Origin of the sequence: Bacillus manliponensis, from assembly GCF_000712595.1 — a bacterium.
Classification (GTDB): Bacteria; Bacillota; Bacilli; order Bacillales; family Bacillaceae_G; genus Bacillus_A; species Bacillus_A manliponensis.
The window spans coordinates 215,507-240,916 of the sequence record NZ_JOTN01000004.1 but is presented as its reverse complement, the minus strand read 5'-3'; the positions used below and the strand labels follow the sequence as shown (position 1 = coordinate 240,916).

Here is a 25,410-nt window from a genome sequence, read left to right as displayed (position 1 = left end):
TCTACCTCGTTGAGTTCAGTTCTTTCAAATACTCTACCGCTTTATAAGAACGCTTTTTTATAGTAGGAATAGACTGCTCTAATAATTTTTTTAACCCTTCTTCTTCTCTAATCATCTCATCGAACATAAATTTCAACTTATCACAATCCGAAATCTCATCTATGCTTAAGACTAATTTCTCTTCTCCAAATAAGTCCTTTGCTATTCCTTTTGACTTTACACTATAGCCTAACACCATTGTCGGAACATAACTTGAATAGGCAGCTATCGTAGCATGTGTTCTTGCTCCTATAAAAAAGCGCATCCTGCTTATATACCCCTTATACTGAATTGCATTTAATTTATCCGATAAAAGTAATACTCTACCCGTATCTTTAAATTCCCCATAATAGTCAGATAAAATATCGTAATCATTATTCCCATCTTGTATGACATGTGGCGTGAGAGCAATTGTAAAATCTGTTGTACATAATATATGCTGAATGAGTTCTCTAACCGCTATTTGGGACTTACCATTCCGCTTCAAAATGAGTGGACTAAAATTTAGACCTATTGTTTGTCCATCACGCCATCCTTTAGGTAACTCTAATTCTTCTTTTTCCATAGTAAATGCAGCATCCGCACTTAATTTCACGTTATTTAAACCTCTACTCTTTAACATGTTATAAGTCAATGTTTCACGAGCTATTATTAAATCAAATATACGTAAATCTTCTAACTTTCTTTCAGACATATCCTCTTCTCCTATGGAGCATCCCCATAGAACTAATTTCTTTCCCTCTGTTTTTACTTTCTTATCAACCTCATACCATCCTGGTTGCTCTCCATAGCAATAATTATCTCCACCAATAGATAAACACATATCTACATCTTTTATACGTTTCATTACATTATGATGAATTTTACTTAAAGCATAAGATTCATCATTAAAAAACTTCACCTTAAGTGAAGAGATAAACCAAGCATGAGAATATTTCTTTATCTGTTGATTCGATCCATCATATATATCATCTAACTGTGTTATAATTCTATCTGTTTCTGGTTTATCTGATGCTAAATAGACCTTTGCTCCTTCAATTTTTTCTTTTATCATACTGGTCGAGGAGCGAGCAATTGCTTCACACCCCCTATTTAGACTACCACCGTGAAAAAACATCATAATCTCCATTATAAAATTCCTCCATGCCTTATTTATTTCTAAACCTACTATAGAGCATTGCACAATATAGCCCTAAAATAAATTCTCTTTTCATCATAGCAAGTATACATTTTTCATATCTTCCTAAAGCATTTTGGACTTGTTTATGATAGATTGGTAATGCCTCTTTAACATACTTATTTTGCACCATCTTTTTTATATATTTATACCTCTTTCTAAAACTCATATCCTTTGATGGAAGGAAATAGATATAAATATATGACATAACATTTTTTATTAACTTAATTGATTTTAGCTGTTGTATTCTTAAAATACCCATCTTTTTACGATATATTTCTGGCAATGTTGTTTGGTAAACTTCCAACGATCTATTAAAGTAATCCTTTTCTACTCTATTTCTTGTTGCACTTCCTTCTACTTCTCTATAGTTATAACCTGTATAATCTATATACTGTGTTCTAATAGCATGACCAAAAAAACTTTGATTAAATATTCCATCCTCTCCTAATAAAATACTTTTAGGAAATTGCACATTCGCTTCTCTTATTAATTGATTTTTATAAATTTTATTGCATACAGAATTTAAGTTATCTTCTTTCAAAAAATAAGGTAATAGTTCTAGTTCAATATAATCCTTTTCAAGAACAACATTCATGGGGAAGGGGTATTTTATAATTCCTTTAGGGTCATCTCGCTCACTTTGAAGGTTTGATATAACTACATCACAGTCGCTTTGTTTTGCTATATTGTATAACATCTCATACATATCTTCTTCAACATAATCGTCAGCATCAACAAATCCAATGTATTCTCCAGTAGCAGCTTTTAAGCCTGCATTCCTTGCAGTACTTACCCCTTGATTTTCTTGATTTATAAATTTAATTCTGTTATCTACCTTTTGATACCTTTCAATAATTTTTTGGCTATCGTCCTTTGAACCATCATTTACAAATATGAATTCACATGATTGAAGCGTTTGATTTAACAGTGATACGATACACTGTTCCACATATTTTCCTGCATTATAAACCGGTATGATTACACTTACTTTTTTATCCATGATTGAACCACACCTTTATTATTAATCTCTCACATTAAAAAATTTTCACCTTGTTACACTTCTATAATTCTGTCTAATTTTTTTAATTCATAACCATTGCTATAATCTCTGTTTTGTAGATTTTCAATTAGTGTTTTTCGCAGTTGACTATTTTTGTATAAATTTTCAACCCCTTCAACTAAAGCTTCAATACTCGCCTCACAAATTAACCCTTCAATCCCATCATCTAACTGGCTACTCGCGGTAGGATAGTTAGTAATTAATATTGGCTTTCTTAAAATTTTGGCTTCTGTTACAGTAACAGCCTTACCTTCATATCTAGATGGTTGTACATATAAGTCACATGCTTTTACGTATGGGTATGGATTCCTTTTCTTTCCTAATAATATAAAGCTGTTCTCTAAATTTAACTCTAATATCATTTTTTTTAGATATACTTCCTCAGAACCGTATCCTACTACATACCATTTTATGTTATGAAGACCTTTGTCATGTAATATACGAAGAGCTTTTATAGCAATATCAAATCCTTTAGCATACGATAATCTTCCAACAGACACGATGTGAAAATTACTATCTTCGCATTTTGAAAAACACTCCTCTTTAACAGCCATTTCCCATATAAATTCTGGTGAAGTAATATTTTCTATAAGAATAATTTTTTCTTTTAACAATGGATATTGAGATAAAAATGCACTTGTACACTCCTCAGAAATAGATGCAATATGATCAAAATGATTCCACATAGTAAAATCTATTTTGTTATCAATTTCTAACGTACTGTAATCTGTATGAATCCACGCTATTTTTTTTTCTGCATTTATACTATTAACTACAATATCATGAGGCCACGCATAGCTAACAGCAACATCATATTTTTTCATCTGTTCAGGCAAAAAATATGATATATATTTTAAAACCAATTGCATTTGTATATATCCGGATCCTTCTGTTAAATTTTTACGTTTTGATTTCATCTCAGCTAGAATCTTACTGAATATTCTAATTAAAGAAGTTAAATAATGCCCCTCTCTCATACATTGTATAATTGTTTTTCTAAACACCGTATATTCAGCAATCTCTGGCAGGATATTCACTTTTTCAGGAATTAAACTCATAAATTCACCTGTATGGTTACATATCAATAAATCTACGTCGTATTTATTAAAATCAAGGTTTGCAAGCATATTAATTAAACTTCTTTCTATCCCACCAATCTCCATATCATATATAGAAAATAAGATTTTTTTCTTCATAATGCACCCTCACTAACTACTTGTGCCCATATAATGAATTAAAGTGTTATCTCTTTTATTAACAAAGAGTGTATTAGAAGGAATCTCTCCTTTTACTACACTACCAGCGGCTACTACGACATTATCACCAATAATTGTATCTTTTAAAATAACCACATGTGAACCAATCCAAACGTTTTCTCCTATTATAACCTCCCCTTTTATCATATGATCACCTGGTAAGCCTTTATAATTGTGATCATGATCATTGATACATACATAAGGAGCAATTTTTGTTCCTCGTCCAATCGTTACCTTGTTTATACAATTAATATTACAATTATCATTAATGAAGGTTTTCTCTCCTACACTTAATACCCCATCAAAATCCATTCTTATACTTACATTTTTTCTTATGAATACAAACTTACCTATACTTATTCGCGAATTTTTATTAAAAATCTCTATTGTACTATTCCTCTGAAGTGAAAATATAGAGCTGTTTATATTGCGAAAGTAAATAACTTTATAAAGTCCTCCTCGTAAAACGCCTACTAAATGCGCTATATTCATTAATAAAGTCAAATATACTCCCCTATTTCGTCCTTCTTTAAATAACGTTTGAATTATTTTCTTTAATATACTAATCATCGTGTTTCTCCTTCAACACTTTCCCATTATCCAAGCGCTCTCTTAATTTTGCTATATTTTCCCCTCCTATAAGTTTAGACAGCATGTATTTTAGATTACTTTTCAACCTTGCTTTTGGTGATAACCAACTTTTATAAAAATGATGCATCGCATATGTCTCCTTAGTGATAAACTTTCTGCAATTAATATAATCGTATGGAGAAAAGTATGTTTGTGGATAAAAAACTCCTAAACCTTCTAATTGTTGATACTCTCCGTTTTTTTTCAACCCCTTTTCTTGGAGCATCTTTGTTACCATTGCCACATTCGTGAAATCATCGTAACTACCATCCTTTTGTATGAACTGCTTCCCCTCATACAAATCTAGAAATTGCTTTATAAGTGGATTTCCTTTCGCAGCCCCAATTGTACTGGTTGCAATATAGTTCTCTTGCTCAAATCCCCAAAACGACTCGTGATGAAGCATGTCGTCAAAAGACTTGAACACTTCAACATCAGTATCTAAGTAAATTCCCCCATATTGATAAAGAACGTATACTCTCACATAATCACTGACAAATGCAAATTTTTTAGCTTCATAAGCTTCTTTTACATATAAATTACAATTGATATCAAAATTCTTTTCATTCCACTCCTTAACTTCATATCCTGATAAATTTCTTTCCCAACTATTAATACATCTTTTCACAATATCAGGTTTTTCTTTACCCCCAAACCAACAATAATGAATAATACGAGGTACCTTTTCTATGCCACTCACCACCAATAGCTTTCATTTTGAAGACTTCAGAAAAACTCACTCTTATAAACAATCCCCAGTATAAAAACATGTTCATAAACAAAATAAATGAAGTAACACACTAAAATGGCGTAGTAAATCAACTTCTGATCCTTTTCGGTGAATACTTTTACAACCCAAGATATGAGTATTAACTGATATAATCCAAAATAAATAGAAAACCTCGCAAAGATCCAATTTTGCGTTGAAATCAACATAAATACTGCTCCAATTAATGCCATATTTACGATATAATCACTTTTTGGAAAGAGCTCTCTTAGTTTGTCTCTACCAACATAAGCAAGTGTAAGCGGTGCTGCTTCAACTGCTACGCGAAGTATATTTGCACCACCTTCATGAAAGTCTTTGTAGTGGCCATATTGTGTATCTCCTATCGTTGCAAAAACTACTTCAGAAAATTGGTTAAATCCTAAAACAATTAATACTGCTCCAAAAATAAAAAGAAATGTCATGGCTGACCAAGCTTTTCTTCGAACTAAAAAATATATTGGCAGTAGCACAAGTGCACTTTGGTGAAATGTAGATGCGAATAAAACAACTAGCGTATATTTTTTCCAATTTCCATCGAGAAGGTATTTTGTTGCAGCAAAAATAATAGCCGCTGCTAAATATTGTCTAATACCGTTCATTGAGGTTAAATACATGCCTGATGTGATGTACACATATAAACTAAGTTCAAGTAATCGCGAATATCGATATAGAGTAAAAACGATGAGAACATTCGTAATAATTGCAGTAATAAAAACCATCACTTGAGGGTCGTTTGTATAATTTTTCAATGCCATTTGAAAGACACTAAATCCCCAATCCTTATTGTTTTGAACATATTCCCAATTAAAATCAGTAACCGTATAGGCATGCATGTAGAAATATGTGTCTCCAATATTATTACGAAGACCAGATACCAATACGAGAGAAAAAGCGGCTAAAATGACAAATAATTTATTAGATTTTATTTGTATAGCATCCATCGTTACTGGTACCGCAAAATATCTTGCGAACAAAGCAAAAGTGAAGACGATAGCAAGATTCATCCAAAGTATAGTCATGTATAAGTCCCTTTCAGCTTATTCCAAGATTTTTCGTTTTATCTGTTGTTTTATTCATAATGTAATAGTGTAATAACGCACCAAACGGAATTGCGAGTATAGTAAGTGTTTTACAAGGTGACTCACTTATAAACTTTTTGTTCTTACTTATAAAACTACTAGAAACATAGTGAATCGCTTGCCTATATTTAAAAGACCAATTTGCAAACGGTAATTTCATTAGCTCTTTACGGTAAAATGCAAAACCTTTTGGGTTCTTTCTATATTGCTTCAACATGTTCATTGATGAGCCATCTGGCATGTATTCTACGCAGCAAAGGACTTCATTCATTAATAACATTTCATATTGTTGATCAAGCATATGATATTTGTACGCTAAGCCGACATACTTTTCATTTTGAAAAAGAGGATACGGATATTGTTTTGTTAGTTCTGTTCTGTATACAAGTTTTTTATCACCCGTTACACCGTACTTGTTATAAAGCGAAAATAAAGTCGCACGTTTTAAATTCCCAGGAAACGTTGAACCAATTATCCGCCCATTTGTATCAGAATCTAGTCCAATAATACCGCTCACTTCAGGATTACCGTATCTTTCCCAAAATAAAATGATTTTCTCTACAGCATCACTTGGCATATAATCGTCAGAATCAATACATACATTTAATTCTGTCACTATCCTTTCATAAGCACTGTTATGAGCGCCATGCATCCCTTGATTCTCTTGCCAATAATATTGTATTTCAATTTCATTTTCTTCTATCCATTCTTGCACAAGTTCTTGCGTATTATCACTAGACCCATCGTCTATAATGAGCCATATAAAGTCTTTACATGTTTGATTTTTCAAACTTTCATAACAATGATGAAGACAATATGCCCGGTTATAAGTAGGTGTAAAGATTGTTAGCTTTTTCAATACATTCACCTCGCCATTGTTATATAAAAATCATGTGTTAATTCTGCAGTCTGCTTTATGTCATATCCCGCATCATGTAAAGCTTTCTCGTTTACCTCTCTCGAAAAGCCATTAACTTTAATTTCATTTATCCCTTCTAGCCATTCCTTTTCGTTATAAAGAGATATACGCTTCACTAAAGCCATCCCCAAATCTACTTCTTTTGTAATCGTATTTGAGATTATACAAGGTAACCCTGCTCCTTGCGCTTCTATAAGTGTTACCGGCAAACCTTCATGAAGCGATGGAAATAAAAATACATCAAATGCTTGAAGCAAATGATGTATTTCACTACGAACCCCGAGAAACTTTACGTTCTTCTCTATATGTAGCTCCTTTACTCTTTCTTCTACCTTAGATCGAAGAGGTCCGTCACCCACTAGTATAAGCATCGAATTAGAGTGTACTTTAAGTACTTGAGCAAATATTTCTACAAGAAACAAATGATTTTTTTGGTATGCAAACCTTCCCACATGCCCAATTACAAACGTATCGTTATGAAGTTCTAAACCTTGCCTCATCTCTTCTCTAATTTCCTCAGAAAATGCAAACTTATCATATTCAATTCCATTTTTTAATACTGTAGCTTCTCTTTCAAATAACCATCGAGCAGCTGCTTCTGAACATGCAAATAAATGTGTAGCGCTAGGCAAAATAGCATTTCCAGCGTACCATTTATATAACTTAGCTAATGCGCTCCCCTCACTACTTGTATTATGACTATGAGCAATTCGGTGTGGAATTCCAGTCCGCTTTGCTTCTCGAAGTACAAGCCCACTCATTTTATCCATATGTGAATGTACAATTTTATATTGCTGATTTTCTGTAAAAAAGGAACGTAACGCTTTAATATATCCCCAATGCCCAACATCCGTCACATATGGAATGCGATAAACTTTTCCACCTAGCTGCCTAATTTCTTCATCAAATACTCCTTCTTTACAAGTTAAAAAATCAAATTGGACTTGAGAGCGATCTATGTTTCGATATAAATTCATAATCATCGTTTCTGCTCCGCCGCGGTTCATATTCACAGCAGCATGTAATACCCTTAACGGAACGCCCATCTTATTTCCTCCGTTTCGCTCCTAAATGTACTATAAATTGTTTTCTGCTCTTCTAAGACTTGCATCACGCTATATTGCCTTTCTACTTTGGAACGCCCACACTTCCCTAATTCCTTTACTAGGCTTGGTTTCTCATACAATAACTGTATTTTATTAGATAGTTCTACAGCGTTGTTAGGGCTTATAACCCATCCATTCTCCCCATCCCCCACAAGCTCCCGATGCCCCCGATTATCTGTAGCAATAACCGGTAAGCCGCAAGCCATCGCTTCCATAATATTTACTGGTAAGCCTTCGCGTAGACTTGAGGCAACAGCAATGTCACACATTGGTAAGATACATTCAATATCATTCCGATAGCCAAGAAAGTGAACCATGTGCTCAACATGCAACTCCATTGCTAGTTGGCGACAGTCTTCTATGAGGGGGCCATCTCCTGCTAGTAAAAGCTTTGCTGACGGAACTTTTTCTTTAATAAGTGCTAATGAACGAATGAGTAATTGTTGATTTTTATTTTTGTTAAATTCTGCAGCATAAAACATGAGAAAGTCATCTTCGTTATAGCCAAATTCCATTCTTAGTGACCGTTTATGAGACATTTCTATCGGCCGGAAGCGTTCTGTATCTACTCCAATTCCATGGATTCGCTCGATACAATTTGCTTTGAAGCGATGTTTTATCGCCAAATTATAATCTTCTTCATTGATTGTAATAAGACAATCCGTATGACGAGCTAGTCCTTTTTCAATTGGATAGTAGAGGATCCAATTCATAAGTGGTGACCCTTTACAAAAATGAAATCCGTGAGCAGTGTACAGTACTTTTGTTCCTTTTTTTCTCGCTAAACGGGCGGATAAACGAGCGAGTACTCCACCCATCGGTGTATGGCAATGGATAATATCGTATTGGTTATCGTTAATAATAGAGGTAAGTGCTTGATATGCACGAAAGTTTTTAAGTTTTAGAGGAGATCTTTGAATAGGAATGTTATATTTTTTATTTACATATGGAAGATTGATATTACCATTTGCCGCAACATGTACTTCCCAGCCTTGTTCTGTGAACCATTTCATATATGGTAAATGAAATGACTTGAAATGGTAATCAACTGTTGCACAAAACAACACTTTGTTAGACACGTTCATCACATCCATCTCACTATTTTTGATAGATTTTTGATCTATTGTGATGCTATCTTTCTTCTTTTTTAATTTCCATTTACATATGTAGGTAGTAACGGTTTTGGAAGTTTATCGTTGTTGGCTACATATAATAATTTATTTCGTAACTCCTCTTTATTTAGTTCTTCGTATATAGAAAGAATATTTTCAATTTCTTCTATATATATGTTTGTTTCTTTTCCAATGTAAATTCTAGGATGGATTTGTTCTTCATGAACTTCATCATCTGTTAATAATTCTTCAAACAGTTTCTCACCGGGTCTCATCCCTGTGAATTCAATTCCAATTTCATCTATGGAATTACCGGATAGTTTAATAAGATTTTTAGCAAGGTCCACAATTTTCACCGGCTCACCCATGTCTAATACAAAGATTTCCCCACCTTTTGCTAAAGAGCCAGCTTGGATTACAAGCTTTGAGGCTTCTCGTATCGTCATAAAATAACGAATCATCTCAGGATGCGTTACAGTGACTGGGCCACCCTTTTGAATTTGCTTTTTAAATAAAGGAATAACGCTTCCTCTACTTCCTAATACATTTCCGAAGCGGACTGCTACAAATTTAGTATGACTTCCTTTGTCCTGTTGCTGAACGATCATTTCAGCTAATCTTTTTGTTGCTCCCATCACGCTAGTTGGATTCACCGCCTTATCAGATGAAACCATAACAAATGTATCAACATCATATTTTTTCGCTGCTTTTGCAACATTCATCGTACCTACTACATTATTTTTCACAGCTTCTTCGGGATTATATTCCATAAGAGGTACATGTTTATGGGCTGCCGCATGATAAACAACATGCGGACGATATTGATGCATAATTGATAATATTTTCCTCTCATCTTGTATATCCGCAATTTCTGGGATAAATATTGTCTTCATATCACCATAAGATTCTTTTAATTCCATATGAATAGAATAAATACTATTTTCACCGTGACCTAATAAAATGAGTTGCCGTGGCTGAAATATTGCAACTTGCCTACATATTTCTGATCCAATTGATCCGCCAGCGCCCGTGACTAACACAACTTTATCTTTCACATATTCAGAAATGCTATTTATGTCTAATTCTACTGGCTCCCTACCTAATAAGTCTTCTACTTGCACATCACGAAATTCATTCACCGAAACTTTTCCGGTCACTAAATCTTCTAACATCGGTAAAATTTGCGTTTTCACTTTTGTGTTGGAACATTCTTTAAAAATTTCATTCAATTCCTTTTTTCCAAGAGAAGGAATTGCGATAATAATACTCTCAATACGTAATCTCTCTACTATACTTTCAATTTCCTTTACCCCACCAACAACTGGAACACCTAAAATATGCAATTTATGCTTTTTCACATTATCATCAATAAATGCAACAGGTAGTAGCTCTGCCTCATTATTATGTAATAACTGTCTTACAACCATTGTCCCTGCAGAACCGGCACCAATTATTAAAGCCCTTTTCTTCGTACTCTTCTTTTGAAAATAAGAATCTCGCATGAGCCTCCAAAGAAAACGTGATCCTCCGATTAATAAAATATGCATCATCCAAGTGACAAGAAGTAAACGAAAATATACTTCCTGTAAAACTGCTTGTTGCAAAATAGCTGTCGTTACAATTGATAATGTAACGGCTTTAAAAATAATGAGTAGTTCCCCAACACTTGCGTATTCCCAAGCCTTTTTATACAGCTTATAAATAAAAGCAAAAAAATGATGACTAACTAATAATGTAATAGAACTCATGACCGATGAAAACGCAATAACATGGAAACTCGCATTCACAAAAAAAGAACTAAAGAAAATCGCGCTTAATACAATTACTGAATCTATAATGAGTAATAGCGATATCCTTTGCTGGTAGGTCACACCTCATCCTCCTTAACCCTTTTCATTTCGAAATCATGTGAAACATTTAACAAACAAAAGAATAACAAATGGAAACTGCTCACTACTGAATTAACTACGCAATCAAAACTTAAAATAAAAATATTGGGCATCTAACCCTCCCTCACATCACACTCTCGACGACTTGCGTCTAAGGTTTTCAATAACCCACAGTATGACCGAGTGCCCCCATTGATAACGGTAAGGAGACATCACCATATATCAAACCGAAAAACTATTATGTTTTTTCGTTTAAAATCGCTCCGACTAAGCGCCCTTTTGTGAACCCTAGTATTCTTTTCGCTTCTAAAGCAGATTCATTCGCTGTATGATGACAACTGACTACTAACAGTACACCGTCACATTGATCCGATAAAATACTCGTATCTGACACCTCTAAAACAGAAGGAGAATCAAATAAAATGATGTCATACTGCTCTACCGCCTGTTTTATCAATATTTCCATCGCCTCTGAACTAAGCAGTTCCGCTGGATTAAATGGGATTGGTCCGCTTGTTAATACATAAAGGTTTTCAACTTCTGTCTTTTTTACCGCTTTCTCTAAAGTGGATCTTCCAATTAAAATCGTCGTTAATCCTATATCATTTTCAAGATGGAACATGCTATGAATGGATGGGGATCGTAAACTTGCATCAATAACCAATACTTTTTCTTCTTGTCCTGCAATAGAAACTGCAAGATTGGCCGTCACAGTTGATTTTCCTTCTCCTCCATTGGGAGAAGTAATGACGAGTGTTTGATCTTTACGAATAATAGATGAGAATTGAAGGTTTGTACGAATGGTACGATATTGTTCAGCAATCTTACAATTTGGAGCAGTATGCGTAATTAAGCTTTTTTCCTTGAATCTTTTTCTTCTTTTAAAAACCACCTTTCTACCTCCCTTACAGGTGCAGATACTTTCTTACTATACTTATCTACTGTATTTCTTTTATTCATTTTTGAAATACTCCCTAACGTAGGAATATCTAATAACATTTCAATCGATCGCTCTGATTTAACCGTGTCGTCTAAAGAATCTAATAAGAAGATAAAACCGATACTTAATATAAGTCCAATACAAAAAGCCATCATAATTGTTTTTTGATGGTTTATATTCATCGGTACTGCATACTGAGAAGTCTTTGCTTCTGATAAAATACTAACATTTTCAAAATTCAATATGTTAGCAGCCTCTTGCTTGTAAACAACTGCTGTCGTATTGGCAATTTTAGCTGCCAGCTTAGAATTTGTATCGACAACATTAATTTTTACAATTTGTGATCCCTGTACATTTTCGGTACTAATTTGACCACTTAAAGCACTTGCAGAACGGTTTATATTTAGTTGTGCTGCTACTTTTTCTAATACGGCAGGTTCATTTACCATAACTTTAAGGGTACTCATATTTTCGTTATTTGCTGGAATAATAATTCGAGAGGATGATGCATATAAAGGAGTTTTGAAGAATAGCGTATAAGCTGCTCCAATTGATGTAGCGATGATTATAAACATAGCCATAATCCATAATCGTCTTCTTACAATAGTAAATACGTGCTTAATATTTATTTCTTTTTCCATACTTCTCCTCCATTTTCTTTATACTTAAAAATATTATAAGTAGAAGGATGATTTTTTATGGATATGATAGATTTATGAAAAGCTCGTTCTATTTAAAGTAAATTTTAGTTCTTTATACAAAACGAGTCAAGAATTATTTTTAGAAAATTCCAATTTATATATGGCATATTTTCAAACTTACATTTATACTCTCCTAACTCATTCATTTATTATAGTTAGGAGAGTATAACTCATTTATTCCCCACGTCTTGCCGCCTGCTGAATCGGATCCCATACGCTGTTATATGGAGGCGAGTAACTTAAATCAACATCTTCTAAATCGTGAAGTGTCATTTTATTGAACAATGCCATCGCAAGTACATCTATCCTTTTATCGACCCCTTGCTCTCCAATAAATTGTCCACCTAACAGTTGCTTTGTATCAGCACGATACAATAGCTTTACATGTAACGGCCTTTTACTCGGATAATATCCAGCAATGTTTGTGGAATCCATTTTCACAGTTTTATACGGTATATGCAGGGCAGTGGCTTCTTTTTCATTTAAGCCTGTTCGTCCTAACGTGAGTTCCATAAATTTAATAATGCTCGTTCCGATGATACCTTTAAACGCTCTTCGTTTATCAACCATATTCAATCCAGCAATCCGCCCTTGCTTATTTGCTGTTGTCCCAAGCGGAATATGGTCATGTATTTCTTTTATGATGTGATAATGAGTAGCACAATCTCCTGCTGCATAAATATCTTCTACATTTGTTTGCATATAAGCATTTACGACAATTGCACCTTTTTCATTTGTTACAATCTTTGTTCCTTCTAAGAAATTCGTATTTGGCCTCACACCAGCCGATACTAACACAAGCTCTGTTTTATATGTCCCTTTATCTGTTTCTACAAACTCAACTTTTCCGTTTCCTTGAAATAATTTCACGTTTTCATTTGTCAACAACTCAATATTATGTTTTGCCGCTTCTTCATGAATATAGGCTGCCATATCCGCATCGTAAATCGTACCAACATGTTCATTCCGTTCGATAATCCGCACCTTTTTATCCAGTTCTACAAACGTCTCCGCCATCTCAAGACCAATTGCCCCGCCGCCGATAATTGTTACATCTTCAACAGTTTGATTTTGAAGCGTCTCCATAATTCGCTTTGCATCTGGAATTGTCTTTAAAAGATGAATCCCTTCTAAATCATTTCCTTCCCACTTTGGCATAACGGGACTCACGCCAGTTGCAATTAACAAACGGTCATATTCATACTGAAATGGTTCAAAAGTTTCTGTATGTACACCATGCACAATCTTAGTAGATGGATCAATGCGAGTTACTTCATGCTGGACTTGTGCATCAATACCGTATTTATTCCGAAATGTATCAACATCTCTTGCAATTAACTTTTCCATCTCTGAAATTACACCGCTAATCGCATAAGGAAGGCCACACTGCGCGTAAGAATAAATATTTCCTTTTTCTAACGTAATGACCTCTGCTTCTTTATCGTTACGAACAATTTGCATAGCCGCACTCATCCCGGCTGCATCTCCTCCGATAATTACGTACTTCACACTATCACTCCTTCTCTCGGTTACATTTCCCATATTGTGTTATATTTATCAAATCATCCAAAGTCTTCTTTTTTATTGTCCCATTCATATAACCCTTGTTTCAACTAAAAGCACTTCTCTATTTCGTTACATGAAAGCCAGACTTCAAGTTAACTTACCACATAATAAAAAAGAGGATCAAACATGTTGATATTTCTCTCGGTTTAAATTAAAATCAATTAAAGATATAAAGGGTCTTTAATATACTTTTATTAAAAATAATAATTATAGGACTTTCTTATAAAGGGAAACTTCACTCAGTGGGGTTTTCTTCATCCCCCACTGAGTGTTAGTTGAACCAATCGGGCTTTTAATCTCCCACCTAAAACTTCTCTGAATCCTCTAAGTTTTGAGGTGGGAGTCTTACAGCCCGCAAATAACGGGATAAAAATACGTAATCAAACAATGGAGGTTATTCAACATGAATGAAAAATTTGCATTCAATTCTCAAATGGTCCAAACATACGATAAAAATACTCGCGTCTCAGTTCCTACATATGATATGTTGCTTGCGATGATTCAATCCTATTTTCGAGCTCAACTAGGTGAAAAGGAGGCATCCTTACTTATGGTTGGTGCTGGTGGTGGGAACGAGCTCGCTGCATGGGGACAATCCAATCCAAAATGGACGTTCACCGGAGTTGATCCTTCCGAAAAAATGCTGAATATGGCTAAGCATAAAACGCTTCAACTAGGCCTTGAAAATCGAGTCAAACTTATCGAAGGAACAATTGATAATCTTCCGGATACGGAATCGAAGTTCGACGCAGCAAGCTGTATTTTAGTTCTTCACTTTATTGAAGATATGCAAGAGAAGTTAAATCTACTCAAAAACATTAAAAATCAATTGAAGCCTGGAGCACCATTCGTACTCGTTAGCGCCTACGGTGACCGAGAGAGTTCCGAACTGCAGGACAGAATAAATGTATGGAAAACTTTCTACCTAGATATTGGATATGAAAGAGCTAAAGTAGACAGTATGGGGAAAATCATTATGAATATTTCTTTCATCCCTGAAAATCAAATTGAATCGTTACTAAAAGAGTCTGGCTTTACAAATATAACTCGCTTTTATTCGACTGGACTTTTTGCAGGATGGATTTGTCATGCGTGATGATTAATTACTATATGTACAACGTTAGTAATCTTTTTGTTGGATTAACAAGAAATGAAATGAGAGCATGTTTTGATTATTTTTCAAGCATGCTCTCATTTCATAACAAACATCAGCTATATGTTGATGTTATGGGATAAATCGTAAAAAGCCTTGCTACATAGCAAGGCTTTCATTTCACTCACATTATAAAACGCCACACGACCACTTCAAGCAACACAATACAAACTGTCCCAAATATCATAAGCGTTGTCTTCTTTAATAACTCGTTTTCCTGAGATGTGATATTACATAGATGTGCTCCAAGGGTAATGCGAGATGGGCAAGCAATTGTCGCAACGGAAGAACTTGTATTTTGCACTGTCGTCACAAATTGCCATGGCAGTCCTACATTTTGAGCCGTTTGCATTTGGAGCTTAATAAACATCGCATTCGACCCAGCGTTACTGCCCGTTAAAAAGCCCCCCATCGCTCCAATAAATGGTGCGATAAATACAAACAACGTTCCAAATGCAGCACCAGCTTCTTTCGCCAATAACGTATGCATCCCTGCAGTTCCCATCACTTCTGAAATACTAATAAACATTGTCGTTGTAATCGCAAACGGAATCCATTGTTTTACCGTTTGTTGTAATGATTCTTTTATGACAGTAGCCGGGATTTTGAAAAAAACAACCGTAAATATACAAGTAACGCCAAGCCAAAAGCCTGGTGAGTATAATAGTTCTAACTTGTAAGAATAAGATGGCAAATCGAGAACTACGTGTGATTGAAGGAATGTATGTACAGATGGAATAAGGCGAGACAGTAAAATACATACTGTTAAAAATAAATAAGGACTGATTATTTTTATAATCGAAACTTCTCTTTGACTCGCTGCTGCATGTTCTGAGTAAACTGCTCTTTCATGCCTCTCCGTTACTTTAATGATGAAAAATCCAAATGTAATTGTAACGATTGCACTTAAAATCCCCGCAAGTTCCACGCTTACATATACATTACATAAATACATAGATAAAGAAAATAATAGGAAAAAACCTGTCGCTTCTTTCCACTTTTGAAGTAATGCACGCTTTCCACCAACAATATAAAGCGCAAGAATAATAAAGTATGCAAAAATTGGTATCGTTAATATCGCTGTGCCTGTTCCAAGCTCTTTCAATGGCATTTCAATTAATCCTGATCCAATAATCGTTCCCGTTGCCATCGCTCCCCATGAACTAGCCATTAGCCCGATAAACGATAAGAGTACAGATTGAAACGGTGTGTAACCAAGTGATAGAAAGATAGGTGCAGCAACCATAAAACCAATCCCAAACCCACTTACCGATTCGATAAGTGGACAAACACCAAAACACATAAGCAGCATTTGTAGTAAGCGATCATGTGTAACATGTTCCATAAAGCGGGCGACTTGGTCAATATAACCCATTTTGTTCATAAGGTGAAATAAAAAAATACCAAAAAAGAGAACGTACCCAACAATAAAACAAATAAGACCACCTTTAATCGTTGCATGAACAACTTCCTTAGCTTGCAGCCGAAATGTAGGTAACAACAAAACGATAAAGCAGCATACACCGTACGAAATAACAGAAGCCTTCAACGATGTTTGCTTAAACATAAATAAACAAACAAAAATCATTATAAGTGGCAGGAGAGCAAATAGTATCTCCATATCATCATCCCATTTCTAAAAATATACAATTTCAACTATTATATAATAAAATACAGAAAATTCAAATTTTAACAAAAAAAATCTACTGCACATTATTTGAAATAAGATTGCCTCATGATTTATTGTAAAGAATATATATTTCCTATACTTACCTGAAAGGGAGTGTAATTGTTGCGCAAAACTTGTGTCCCAACTGGGGTTGAACTAAAAGACACTGGCTTTGGCTATACGTTGTCTTTAGTAGCTGGCAAATATAAAATGATCATTATATATTGGTTGTCTGAAAACGAAGTTATGCGATATAACGAATTGAAGCGAAGTATCGGTACCATTTCTTTCAAAACACTAAGTATCATGTTAAAAGAATTGGAAGCAGATGATCTTATCATACGTAAAGAATTTCCCCAAATTCCTCCCAAAGTTGAATATTCACTATCTGAACGTGGTCGTTCTCTCATTCCATTATTAAATATGATGTGTGAATGGGGAGAAAAAAATCGTTTACAAGCTTCGGAGTAACAGCAGCTAGCCTTTTAAATGAAGAGAAGTATCCCCTCATTAAGGAAATACTTCTTTTCATTCATCTTTCCTTCTCACAAACTATTAATAAAGTCCAAATAACCTTGAGCGCTTGCCTCCAATTTTGTTGCTTCTAGTTCATTTTCTACTTCTTCGTTTTCACCCGGTGCACTTTCCTTCCCATAATAGGCAAAGAAAGAACGATAGTCTGCATGACAATACAGGAATGTCATTTCAAATGGAAGTAATATTTGTTCAAGGGTGTATTGGTACCTTCCACTTTCCTTATAATCTTCTTCTCTAATTCCTGCTGATACACTTAAACCAACTTTACGATTCTTTAATTTATCTCCTCCATTTGAACCATAAGCCCATCCATAAGCTAAAACATCGTCAAACCATTTCTTTAGGAGGGGCGGACAATGAAACCAATATATAGGAAACTGAAAAATAAGATTACCATGTGATTCAACCAATTTTTGTTCCTTTTCCACATCTATATTTCCATGAGGATAGATTTTATACAATTCGTGAACGGTATACTTTTCCGGATACTTTTTTAATTCCTCTACCCATCGTTTATTAATAATGGATGTTTCTATAGTAGGGTGCGCTACAATAACAAGAGTTTTCATAAATTCGTCCTCCTTAAATAGTATCTATATCTCGATATTAAAGCGCATACTAAAAATATGTAAGTACGCACTTTTATTACAGGTACTTTCATAAAGGTAAGTATCAAGTTACATGCAAAAAAGCCCAAAGTTATTCACTCTGAGCTTTTTTGCAATAGATACCCCTCATAACAGAAACTCCGCTTTTATCACGCTCGCTACTTCTGCTGCGTCCAAATGTGTATTGTTGATTTTTCATATAAAACTCTTTCGTAATTTTCTCTAATTCTTGTCCGGCATTCATCTTTCCCACAGCTTGTGGTCCAAATAGTAATACTAACTTCATAACACTCTCCCTCTATTTCACAGCTAAAACAAGATCCTCTAACTCTTTAAAATTCCCCTCTTGTAACAACTCAATTACTTTACTCCCAACAACAACGCCGTCACATGTATGAAGAAGTTCTGCAATTTGATTTGTCGTTGATATTCCAAATCCTGCAACAACAGGCAAATGAACATTTTCCTTTACTTTTTGTAAATAACTGTGCAGCTCCTCTTGAAAGTCACGTCTTACGCCTGTTACACCAGCTACTGTAACAGCGTACACAAATCCTTTTGCTTCACTTGTAATCTTTTGAACACGCTCGCTTGGACTTGTGACGGTGACAAGCGGGATGAGAGCGATATTTGCTTCTTGAAGAAGCGGTGCAATAATTGCTTGTTCTTCATATGGAAGATCAGGAACGATAATTCCATCTACCCCGGCTTCTATACACTCCTTTACGAACCGTTCTTTTCCGAAAGCTAACACTGGATTTAAATATGTCATCATAACAAATGGAATCTTTACATCCATTCTCACTTCTTTTAAAGCTTCAAAAATACTACTAAGTGTCGTTCCATTTTGCAGTGCGCGCATTCCTGCTTGCTGAATTACCTTACCATCCGCTACAGGGTCTGAAAACGGAATCCCAATTTCAATTACACTTGCACCAACCTTATCAAAAAAGCGAATATGCTCTTGTAATTGTTGTAAGCCACCATCACCTGCCATTACATATGGAATAAATGCTTTCTTACCATTTTGAAATGCTGCTTCAATTCTCTCTACTCCCATTTTTTACACTCCTTTTATATAATGTTGTACACTCTCTACATCTTTATCACCGCGCCCAGATAAGCAAATAACCAATCCTTCATCACGTTTCATTTTTGGTGCTAATTTCAATGCATATGCAACTGCATGTGAGCTTTCTAATGCTGGGATAATTCCTTCTTTTCTTGTTAACAGCTGAAACGCTTGAAGCGCTTCTTCATCCGTAATGGAATGATAAGAAACACGACCGATATCTTTCAATAAACTATGTTCAGGCCCAACACCTGGGTAATCAAGACCAGCGGAAATGGAATGCGCTTCTTGAATTTGTCCTTCTCCGTCTTGAAGAAGATACATCATCGAGCCATGTAAAACACCAACACTTCCTTTCGTTAACGTTGCGGCGTGCTCTTTCGTATGAACACCTTTTCCCGCTGCTTCTACGCCGTAAAGCGCAACTTCTTCGTCCTCAACAAACGGGTAGAACATTCCCATCGCATTACTTCCGCCGCCAATACACGCAACAACCGCTTCTGGTAATTTCCCTTCTAACTGTGCGTATTGTTTTTTCGTTTCGCTCCCAATTACACTTTGGAAGTCACGAACCATTTGCGGAAATGGATGTGGCCCAAGAACTGATCCCATGACATAATGCGTATCGTGCACATGAGCAACCCAGTAACGAAGCGCCTCGTTTACTGCATCTTTTAACGTACCGCTACCTGCTGCAACGCTTTCTACTTTTGCTCCTAATAACTCCATTCGAAACACATTTAACTTTTGCCGTTTTACATCTTCTTCTCCCATAAAGATGACACACTCTAAGCCAAGCAGCGCACAAACAGTCGCTGTTGCCACGCCATGCTGACCTGCCCCTGTTTCGGCCACTACTTTTTTCTTGCCCATTCGAACGGCAAGAAGCGCTTGCCCAATTGTATTATTAATTTTGTGAGCACCTGTATGATTTAAATCTTCACGTTTCAAATAAATTTTGGCACCGCCGCAGTAATTTGTTAAATTTTCTGCGAAATAAAGCGGTGTTTCTCTACCGATATATGTTTGTAAATAATACTGCAGTTCGTTCTGAAACGTTTCATCCTTCATCGCTTCTTCATAAGCTTTCTCTAGTTCTAATACAGATTGCATCAATGTTTCTGGTACGTAACGTCCTCCATAAATTCCGTAATGTCCCTTTTCATCTGGATATGCATATGTCATCAGTAACACTCCTTCACTTTTTTTATAAACTGTTTTATTTTCTCGATATCTTTTTTCCCATTCGTTTCAACACCGCTACTTACATCAACCATGTACGGTCTCACAATGCCAATGGCTTCGGCAACATTTCCTACATGTAAGCCACCTGCTAATATGCTTTTTCTTCTTAATTCATCTGGTAAATTTTTTACGATTTCCCAAGAAAATGTTTTCCCATTTCCTCCGTAATATTTCTCTTTTGGACTATCAAACAGTAGAAAATCTGTTTCATATCGCGCAGCTTGCTCCACATCTGCACTTGTATGCATTCCAAGCGCTTTTATAGACGGAATATTAAGATTTTTAACAAGGTTATTGTCTTCCTCTCCGTGTAATTGCACGTGTGTTAATCCGCAATACGATGCGGTATGTTCTATTTCTACAGGAGATTCATTCACGAAAATGCCAACTTTCATAATATGACTCGGAAGCTTTCCAATCATTTTCCTTGCCTTTTCTTTTGTGACCTCTCGTTTACTTTTCGCAAAGACAAATCCAACTGCATCTGCTCCCGCTTCACATGCAGCAAGCGCTGTTTCCATATCAGTAATTCCGCAAATTTTTACTTTCATGATGTCACCTGTAACATGTTGAAAAAGTCGCTTACAGAAGGAGCCTTCATAAATGCCTCTCCAACAAGAATACCATTTGCACCTGCTTGTTTAACGCGTATGACATCTTCTTTTGTATGAACTCCACTCTCACTAATCCAGCATAAGTTTCGCTCGTTTAACTTTCTTCCAAGCGTTTCAGTTATTTGTAAATCAACTTCAAATGTTTTTAAATTTCGATTATTAATCCCAATAACATGTGGCTGTAGTTTCATCGCCACTTCTAACTCCGCTTCGTTATGCACCTCGACAATTGCTTCTAGACCTAGCTCATTTACATAGTTATATAGCTCTACTAACCTTTCTTCTGATAATGCGGCTACGATTAATAAAATAATGTCCGCTCCTGCTTCGTATGCCCGGTCAATTTGAATTTCATCGATAATAAAATCCTTACAAAGAAGCGGAAGGTTTACATGTTCCCTTGCAGTTTGCAAATCGTGAAATGATCCTTTAAAAAATTGTCCGTCTGTTAAAATTGAAACAGCTCCTGCTCCGCCTTTTTCATATAGCTTTACTTGTTCTTTTACGTTAGCATGTAAATTGATGTCTCCTTTCGACGGAGAGGCTCGCTTCATTTCTGCAATAACAGTAAATGTCTCGAGCGCCTTTACGAGAGAACGCTTTTGTCGTTCCTTCCGTACAGGTGTATATCCCTCATACAATTCTGCTACTTCTTTTTTCTTTTGTTCAATAATCTTTGTTAAAATTGTCTCCATCTTAATTCACCCTTTCTAACTTTTTATGACTTTCCTTAAGAAGTAAGTGTAACTTCTGAAGCGCCTTCCCAGAATCAATGCTATCAGTTGCAAACTCTATCCCTTCTTCAATCGTATCTGCTTTTCCATTTGCAAATAGGGCAAGCCCTGCATTCAATAGAACCGTATCACGGTATACACTTTGTTCTCCTTGCAGTACGCTTAGCGTTATCGCTGCATTTTCTTTTGCCGATCCACCTTTAATACTTTCATTATCAACTTTTGAAAAGCCATATGCTTCAGGAGAAATAACTACTTCTTGTAATTGATTTTGCTTTAAAACGACAGCGTAATTTTCTCCTTGGAGTGATGCTTCATCAAGAAAGCCACTGCCATTGACCACAACCGCTTGTTTTCGCCCTAACTTTTGCAGTACTTCTGCAACAGTGCGAAGCATATCACGCTTATAAATCCCTACAAACTGCGTCTCCAATTGAACCGGATTTGTTAATGGCCCAATTAAGTTAAAGATTGTTGGTACATTTAATTCTTTGCGTACTTTCATAATGCGGCTAAGTGCAGGATGCATCGCTGGTGCAAATAAGAAAGCAATTCCAACCTTTTCAAGCAGGCTATCAATATGCGAGACACTGCACGTAATATTAACGCCAAGTTCCTCTAATAAATCTGCGCTTCCTGTTTTACTAGAAACAGCACGGTTTCCATGCTTTGCAACTTTCACTCCAGCTCCTGCTAATACGAAAGCTGCTGTTGTGCTTACGTTAAACGTTTGTGCACCATCCCCGCCTGTACCACAGTTATCCATCGCTCCTATAACTTCCTTGGAAAATGGAATTGCTTTTTCACGAAGAGCACGCACAAGACCGTACATTTCATCTGCATTTTCTCCTTTTGCTTTTAACAATGTTAAAAACGCTGCAATTTCACTTTCTCTTACATCATCCTCTAATAACTTAAGACCAGCTTTATAACTTTCTATTTCCGTTAAATCTTTGCCTTCTATCAACTTACGAATGTACTCATTCATACACGTTCCCCCTCTTTCACATCGGATAAAAATGCTTCGATTAATTTTGCGCCTTCTTCCGTCGCAATCGATTCTGGATGAAATTGCAATCCAAAAAGCGGATAATAATTATGACGGACTGCCATAATTTCACCGTCATCCATCGCTGTTGCGAGTACATCAAAACAAGCTGGAAGCGTACTTCTTTCCGCTACAAGCGAGTGATAACGCATCACACTAAGCGGTTGCCTCGCGTATGAAAACATTGCTGTACCGTTATGTTTTATAAGCGATGTTTTTCCGTGTTTTACCTTTTCTGCTCTTACAACTTTCCCACCAAAAGCTGTAACAATCGCTTGATGACCAAGACAAACACCAAGAATCGGAACACGATTATAAAAATGTTTTACAACATCAACACAAATGCCTGCATCCTCTGGTTTACCAGGACCTGGAGATAGGACAATTGCTTTGGGTTTCATTTCCTCTAATTGCTGAATTGTTACTTCATCATTACGAAGTACAACAATTTGCTCCTTATGAGCTGCTAGCAATTGATACAAGTTATATGTGAATGAATCATAGTTATCAATTAAAACAATCATTTCATCACCTCTAAAAGTGCTTTCGCTTTGTGTAATGTTTCTTCATACTCTGCCTTTGGATCAGAGTCATATACAACGCCCGCTCCCGCTTGCACATATGCAGTTCCATCTTTTACAACCATCGTGCGTATTGCTAGTGCCATATCCATATCTCCTGAAAAAGAAACATATCCAACTGCACCGCCGTATACATTTCTCTTCTCTGTTTCAAGGTCATTTATAATTCCCATCGCCCTAATTTTTGGAGCACCTGATACTGTTCCAGCAGGTAAGCAATGGGCTAATGCATCAAATCCACTCTTATTTTCTCTTAATATTCCGTAAACTTCAGATACAATGTGCATCACATGAGAAAATTTTTCTACCTTCATATATTTTCGAAGAGCAACAGAACTTACTTCACTCACCCTGCCAATATCGTTTCGTCCTAAATCAACAAGCATCATATGTTCTGCTCGCTCTTTTTCATTTGCAAGCAATTCTTTTGCAATTTGTTCATCTTCTTCTCTCGTTTTCCCCCTAGCTCTCGTTCCGGCAATTGGATTTGTCATCACTTCATCCCCTCTTACCGCAATTAAGCTTTCTGGTGATGAACCAAGTACAACATACTCCTCGAAATCAATATAAAACATGTAAGGGGAAGGATTTGCCGTGCGAAGCTTCCTGTATAATTGAAATGGATTTCCAACAAACTCACTTTGCAAACGTTGCGATAATACTACTTGAAAAATGTCTCCCGCTCGAATATGTTCTTTCGCTTTCTCCACCATTTCACAAAATGCCTCTTCTGTCGTCACAGATGTGAACGATAAAGAAAATACACGATCCTGTTCGCATGTTTCTCGGTCATATAATAACTCTCGTTTGTAAGCTTCCATCTCTTCATATATTTCTTCATAAGTTAAAGAGTCTGTATTTTTATACACATATACTAACGACACTTTTTGTTTTACATGGTCATATACAACAAATTGACGATAAAGGAGCAAATGCACTTCTGGGATTTGTAAGGAATCCTCCAGCTCATCCCCGATGTGCTCATACTGACGAATGACATCATAACCAATGTAACCAACCGCACCGCCGCAAAATGGGAATAAACTTTCAAACCTATTCGTTACTAACATCCCTTCTAATACTTTTAAAACATGTGCTTCTCTTACTTCGGAAACACCTTCCTTCGTTATTTCTACAGTTCTCCCGTCACTTTTTATTTCACCATATGGATTACATCCTAAATAGGAATAACGCCCTTGATCGTGATGTAGCTGCGAACTTTCTAATAAAAACTTTTTCTCACCTTTCATGCGCCGGTACAGTGTAATTGGTGTTACGCTGTCGCCTTCTTCTTCTTGCACGATGAGAAACGTCTCTCCATTTTCTTTTCTCGTTAGAAACTCTTCTTTTGTTAACATATCTTCTCAGCTCCTCTATAAAGTGAAACTTCAATCAGTGGGGGTTTTCTTCATCCCCCGCTGATTGTTAGTTGAACGAATCGGGCTTTTACGGGCTGTTAATCTCCGACCTAAACTTCTTCGCTTTCTCTCAAGTTTCGAGGTGGGAGTATTACAGCCCGTTAATGCGGGATAAAATAAAAAACGCCCTCTGCATATCTAAATATGCAGAGGACGATAAATTTTTACCGCGGTACCACCTCTTATTGGATGCATAGCATCCCGCTTTGTTCAGGTACAATATTATACCCTATCCTTGTAACGGCGGAACCCGTGTATACCTACTATTCGTTCAGCATACCTCTCGTAAGCCCATTCTGTATATCGTATCGCACTGGGCTCTCACCTAATCCCAGCTCTCTGAAGCGCCTATTATATACATACTCTTCTTACTCATCGATTTTCTCTATTCTTTTTTGCAAAACAAAAAGGGAGTCCTGTCCTATAAAAAGGACGGGAACTCCCGTGGTGCCACCTTAATTCGTTACAAAAGTAACGCACTTTAC

At 35.9% G+C, this 25,410-nt stretch carries 24 protein-coding genes, 1 pseudogene and 2 other annotated features (1 of these 27 running past the window's edge); of the genes and pseudogenes, 2 read left to right on the top strand and 23 right to left on the bottom strand.

Annotation, left to right across the window (positions count from 1 at the left end; translation table 11 throughout):
- Position 1: 1 nt before the first annotated feature.
- From BAMA_RS07170 to BAMA_RS07110, 13 genes are all read right to left on the bottom strand, one after another.
- Positions 2 to 1,168 carry a polysaccharide pyruvyl transferase family protein gene (locus tag BAMA_RS07170; protein WP_034637685.1) on the bottom strand — a complete coding sequence of 389 codons (1,167 nt, stop codon included), beginning with the start codon at positions 1,166 to 1,168 and terminating at the stop codon, positions 2 to 4.
- A 19-nt stretch (positions 1,169 to 1,187) separates the two neighbouring features.
- Entirely contained in the window at positions 1,188 to 2,219 is a 1,032-nt protein-coding gene (locus BAMA_RS07165; RefSeq protein WP_034637682.1) for a glycosyltransferase, read from the bottom strand.
- A gap of 53 nt (positions 2,220 to 2,272) precedes the next feature.
- Positions 2,273 to 3,475: a glycosyltransferase gene (locus BAMA_RS07160; protein WP_034637679.1), complete on the bottom strand. Its 1,203-nt coding sequence runs from the start codon at positions 3,473 to 3,475 to the stop codon at positions 2,273 to 2,275.
- Between the two features lie 12 nt (positions 3,476 to 3,487).
- The gene (locus tag BAMA_RS07155; protein ID WP_034637677.1) at positions 3,488 to 4,105 is read right to left on the bottom strand and encodes an acyltransferase; all 618 of its coding nucleotides are present in this window, start codon (positions 4,103 to 4,105) and stop codon (positions 3,488 to 3,490) included.
- Complete coding sequence (locus tag BAMA_RS07150) at positions 4,098 to 4,865, bottom strand: glycosyltransferase family 32 protein (RefSeq protein WP_051758889.1); 768 nt, start codon at positions 4,863 to 4,865, stop codon at positions 4,098 to 4,100. Before BAMA_RS07150 ends, BAMA_RS07155 begins: the two co-directional genes overlap by 8 nt.
- Before the next feature lie 26 nt (positions 4,866 to 4,891).
- Positions 4,892 to 5,953: an EpsG family protein gene (locus BAMA_RS07145; protein ID WP_034637675.1), complete on the bottom strand. Its 1,062-nt coding sequence runs from the start codon at positions 5,951 to 5,953 to the stop codon at positions 4,892 to 4,894.
- A 13-nt stretch (positions 5,954 to 5,966) separates the two neighbouring features.
- Entirely contained in the window at positions 5,967 to 6,872 is a 906-nt protein-coding gene (locus BAMA_RS07140) for a glycosyltransferase family 2 protein (protein WP_034637674.1), read from the bottom strand.
- 5 nt (positions 6,873 to 6,877) lie between these two features.
- Positions 6,878 to 7,978, bottom strand: coding sequence for a glycosyltransferase family 1 protein (locus BAMA_RS07135; RefSeq protein WP_034637672.1), 1,101 nt, complete (start codon positions 7,976 to 7,978; stop codon positions 6,878 to 6,880).
- Entirely contained in the window at positions 7,963 to 9,123 is a 1,161-nt protein-coding gene (locus tag BAMA_RS07130; protein WP_034637670.1) for a glycosyltransferase family 4 protein, read from the bottom strand. Before BAMA_RS07130 ends, BAMA_RS07135 begins: the two co-directional genes overlap by 16 nt.
- A gap of 62 nt (positions 9,124 to 9,185) precedes the next feature.
- The gene (locus BAMA_RS07125) at positions 9,186 to 11,021 is read right to left on the bottom strand and encodes a polysaccharide biosynthesis protein (protein ID WP_034637667.1); all 1,836 of its coding nucleotides are present in this window, start codon (positions 11,019 to 11,021) and stop codon (positions 9,186 to 9,188) included.
- A gap of 256 nt (positions 11,022 to 11,277) precedes the next feature.
- Positions 11,278 to 11,931 (bottom strand): CpsD/CapB family tyrosine-protein kinase, encoded by a 654-nt coding sequence (locus BAMA_RS07120; RefSeq protein WP_034637661.1) that lies wholly within the window; start codon positions 11,929 to 11,931, stop codon positions 11,278 to 11,280.
- Entirely contained in the window at positions 11,889 to 12,620 is a 732-nt protein-coding gene (locus BAMA_RS07115; protein ID WP_034637660.1) for a YveK family protein, read from the bottom strand. Before BAMA_RS07115 ends, BAMA_RS07120 begins: the two co-directional genes overlap by 43 nt.
- A 234-nt stretch (positions 12,621 to 12,854) precedes the next feature.
- A complete protein-coding gene (locus tag BAMA_RS07110; protein ID WP_034637658.1) occupies positions 12,855 to 14,189 on the bottom strand; it encodes an FAD-dependent oxidoreductase in 1,335 nt (444 codons plus the stop codon).
- A 460-nt stretch (positions 14,190 to 14,649) separates the two neighbouring features.
- Here BAMA_RS07110 and BAMA_RS07105 point away from each other — a divergent pair, with 460 nt between their 5' ends.
- Entirely contained in the window at positions 14,650 to 15,342 is a 693-nt protein-coding gene (locus tag BAMA_RS07105) for a class I SAM-dependent methyltransferase (RefSeq protein ID WP_051758886.1), read from the top strand.
- Positions 15,343 to 15,523: 181 nt separating this feature from the next.
- On the opposite strand, the gene BAMA_RS07100 is transcribed toward BAMA_RS07105, so the two are convergent.
- Complete coding sequence (locus BAMA_RS07100; protein ID WP_034637656.1) at positions 15,524 to 17,020, bottom strand: L-lactate permease; 1,497 nt, start codon at positions 17,018 to 17,020, stop codon at positions 15,524 to 15,526.
- A 171-nt stretch (positions 17,021 to 17,191) separates the two neighbouring features.
- Between BAMA_RS07100 and BAMA_RS07095 the strand changes: the two genes are divergently transcribed.
- A complete protein-coding gene (locus BAMA_RS07095; protein ID WP_034637654.1) occupies positions 17,192 to 17,539 on the top strand; it encodes a winged helix-turn-helix transcriptional regulator in 348 nt (115 codons plus the stop codon).
- Between the two features lie 74 nt (positions 17,540 to 17,613).
- Here the strand turns inward: BAMA_RS07095 and BAMA_RS07090 are convergent, their stop codons facing one another.
- The 9 genes and pseudogenes from BAMA_RS07090 to trpE all read right to left on the bottom strand — a co-directional run bounded on the left by BAMA_RS07090 (position 17,614) and on the right by trpE (position 24,865).
- Positions 17,614 to 18,174: an NAD(P)H-dependent oxidoreductase gene (locus tag BAMA_RS07090; protein ID WP_034637652.1), complete on the bottom strand. Its 561-nt coding sequence runs from the start codon at positions 18,172 to 18,174 to the stop codon at positions 17,614 to 17,616.
- Between the two features lie 250 nt (positions 18,175 to 18,424).
- A pseudogene (locus tag BAMA_RS25525) lies at positions 18,425 to 18,499 on the bottom strand (shikimate kinase); the annotation flags it as partial.
- A gap of 12 nt (positions 18,500 to 18,511) precedes the next feature.
- The gene (gene trpA, locus BAMA_RS07080; protein WP_034637648.1) at positions 18,512 to 19,273 is read right to left on the bottom strand and encodes a tryptophan synthase subunit alpha; all 762 of its coding nucleotides are present in this window, start codon (positions 19,271 to 19,273) and stop codon (positions 18,512 to 18,514) included.
- 3 nt (positions 19,274 to 19,276) lie between these two features.
- Entirely contained in the window at positions 19,277 to 20,470 is a 1,194-nt protein-coding gene (gene trpB, locus BAMA_RS07075) for a tryptophan synthase subunit beta (protein ID WP_034637645.1), read from the bottom strand.
- Positions 20,470 to 21,081: a phosphoribosylanthranilate isomerase gene (locus BAMA_RS07070; protein ID WP_034637641.1), complete on the bottom strand. Its 612-nt coding sequence runs from the start codon at positions 21,079 to 21,081 to the stop codon at positions 20,470 to 20,472. Before BAMA_RS07070 ends, trpB begins: the two co-directional genes overlap by 1 nt.
- Complete coding sequence (gene trpC, locus BAMA_RS07065) at positions 21,078 to 21,839, bottom strand: indole-3-glycerol phosphate synthase TrpC (protein WP_034637639.1); 762 nt, start codon at positions 21,837 to 21,839, stop codon at positions 21,078 to 21,080. Before trpC ends, BAMA_RS07070 begins: the two co-directional genes overlap by 4 nt.
- Position 21,840: 1 nt before the next feature.
- Positions 21,841 to 22,866: an anthranilate phosphoribosyltransferase gene (trpD, locus tag BAMA_RS07060; RefSeq protein ID WP_034637636.1), complete on the bottom strand. Its 1,026-nt coding sequence runs from the start codon at positions 22,864 to 22,866 to the stop codon at positions 21,841 to 21,843.
- The gene (locus BAMA_RS07055) at positions 22,863 to 23,450 is read right to left on the bottom strand and encodes an anthranilate synthase component II (protein ID WP_034637634.1); all 588 of its coding nucleotides are present in this window, start codon (positions 23,448 to 23,450) and stop codon (positions 22,863 to 22,865) included. Before BAMA_RS07055 ends, trpD begins: the two co-directional genes overlap by 4 nt.
- Complete coding sequence (gene trpE / locus BAMA_RS07050) at positions 23,447 to 24,865, bottom strand: anthranilate synthase component I (protein ID WP_034637632.1); 1,419 nt, start codon at positions 24,863 to 24,865, stop codon at positions 23,447 to 23,449. The genes BAMA_RS07055 and trpE overlap by 4 nt, the downstream gene beginning before the upstream one ends.
- A gap of 206 nt (positions 24,866 to 25,071) precedes the next feature.
- Positions 25,072 to 25,310, bottom strand: a binding site (T-box leader).
- Between the two features lie 40 nt (positions 25,311 to 25,350).
- Positions 25,351 to 25,410 (bottom strand) — a binding site (T-box leader); it runs 178 nt beyond the window's last position.

Bases quoted from the DNA above. Each gene is read 5' to 3' on its own strand.
- BAMA_RS07170 (WP_034637685.1), bottom strand. From the start codon at position 1,168: ATGGAGATTATGATGTTTTTTCACGGTGGTAGTCTAAATAGGGGGTGT.
- BAMA_RS07165 (WP_034637682.1), bottom strand. From the start codon at position 2,219: ATGGATAAAAAAGTAAGTGTAATCATACCGGTTTATAATGCAGGAAAA.
- BAMA_RS07160 (WP_034637679.1), bottom strand. From the start codon at position 3,475: ATGAAGAAAAAAATCTTATTTTCTATATATGATATGGAGATTGGTGGG.
- BAMA_RS07155 (WP_034637677.1), bottom strand. From the start codon at position 4,105: ATGATTAGTATATTAAAGAAAATAATTCAAACGTTATTTAAAGAAGGA.
- BAMA_RS07145 (WP_034637675.1), bottom strand. From the start codon at position 5,953: ATGACTATACTTTGGATGAATCTTGCTATCGTCTTCACTTTTGCTTTG.
- BAMA_RS07135 (WP_034637672.1), bottom strand. From the start codon at position 7,978: ATGGGCGTTCCGTTAAGGGTATTACATGCTGCTGTGAATATGAACCGC.
- BAMA_RS07130 (WP_034637670.1), bottom strand. From the start codon at position 9,123: ATGAACGTGTCTAACAAAGTGTTGTTTTGTGCAACAGTTGATTACCAT.
- BAMA_RS07115 (WP_034637660.1), bottom strand. From the start codon at position 12,620: ATGGAAAAAGAAATAAATATTAAGCACGTATTTACTATTGTAAGAAGA.
- BAMA_RS07105 (WP_051758886.1), top strand. From the start codon at position 14,650: ATGAATGAAAAATTTGCATTCAATTCTCAAATGGTCCAAACATACGAT.
- BAMA_RS07100 (WP_034637656.1), bottom strand. From the start codon at position 17,020: ATGGAGATACTATTTGCTCTCCTGCCACTTATAATGATTTTTGTTTGT.
- BAMA_RS07090 (WP_034637652.1), bottom strand. From the start codon at position 18,174: ATGAAAACTCTTGTTATTGTAGCGCACCCTACTATAGAAACATCCATT.
- trpA (WP_034637648.1), bottom strand. From the start codon at position 19,273: ATGGGAGTAGAGAGAATTGAAGCAGCATTTCAAAATGGTAAGAAAGCA.
- trpB (WP_034637645.1), bottom strand. From the start codon at position 20,470: ATGACATATGCATATCCAGATGAAAAGGGACATTACGGAATTTATGGA.
- BAMA_RS07070 (WP_034637641.1), bottom strand. From the start codon at position 21,081: ATGAAAGTAAAAATTTGCGGAATTACTGATATGGAAACAGCGCTTGCT.
- trpC (WP_034637639.1), bottom strand. From the start codon at position 21,839: ATGGAGACAATTTTAACAAAGATTATTGAACAAAAGAAAAAAGAAGTA.
- trpD (WP_034637636.1), bottom strand. From the start codon at position 22,866: ATGAATGAGTACATTCGTAAGTTGATAGAAGGCAAAGATTTAACGGAA.
- BAMA_RS07055 (WP_034637634.1), bottom strand. From the start codon at position 23,450: ATGATTGTTTTAATTGATAACTATGATTCATTCACATATAACTTGTAT.
- trpE (WP_034637632.1), bottom strand. From the start codon at position 24,865: ATGTTAACAAAAGAAGAGTTTCTAACGAGAAAAGAAAATGGAGAGACG.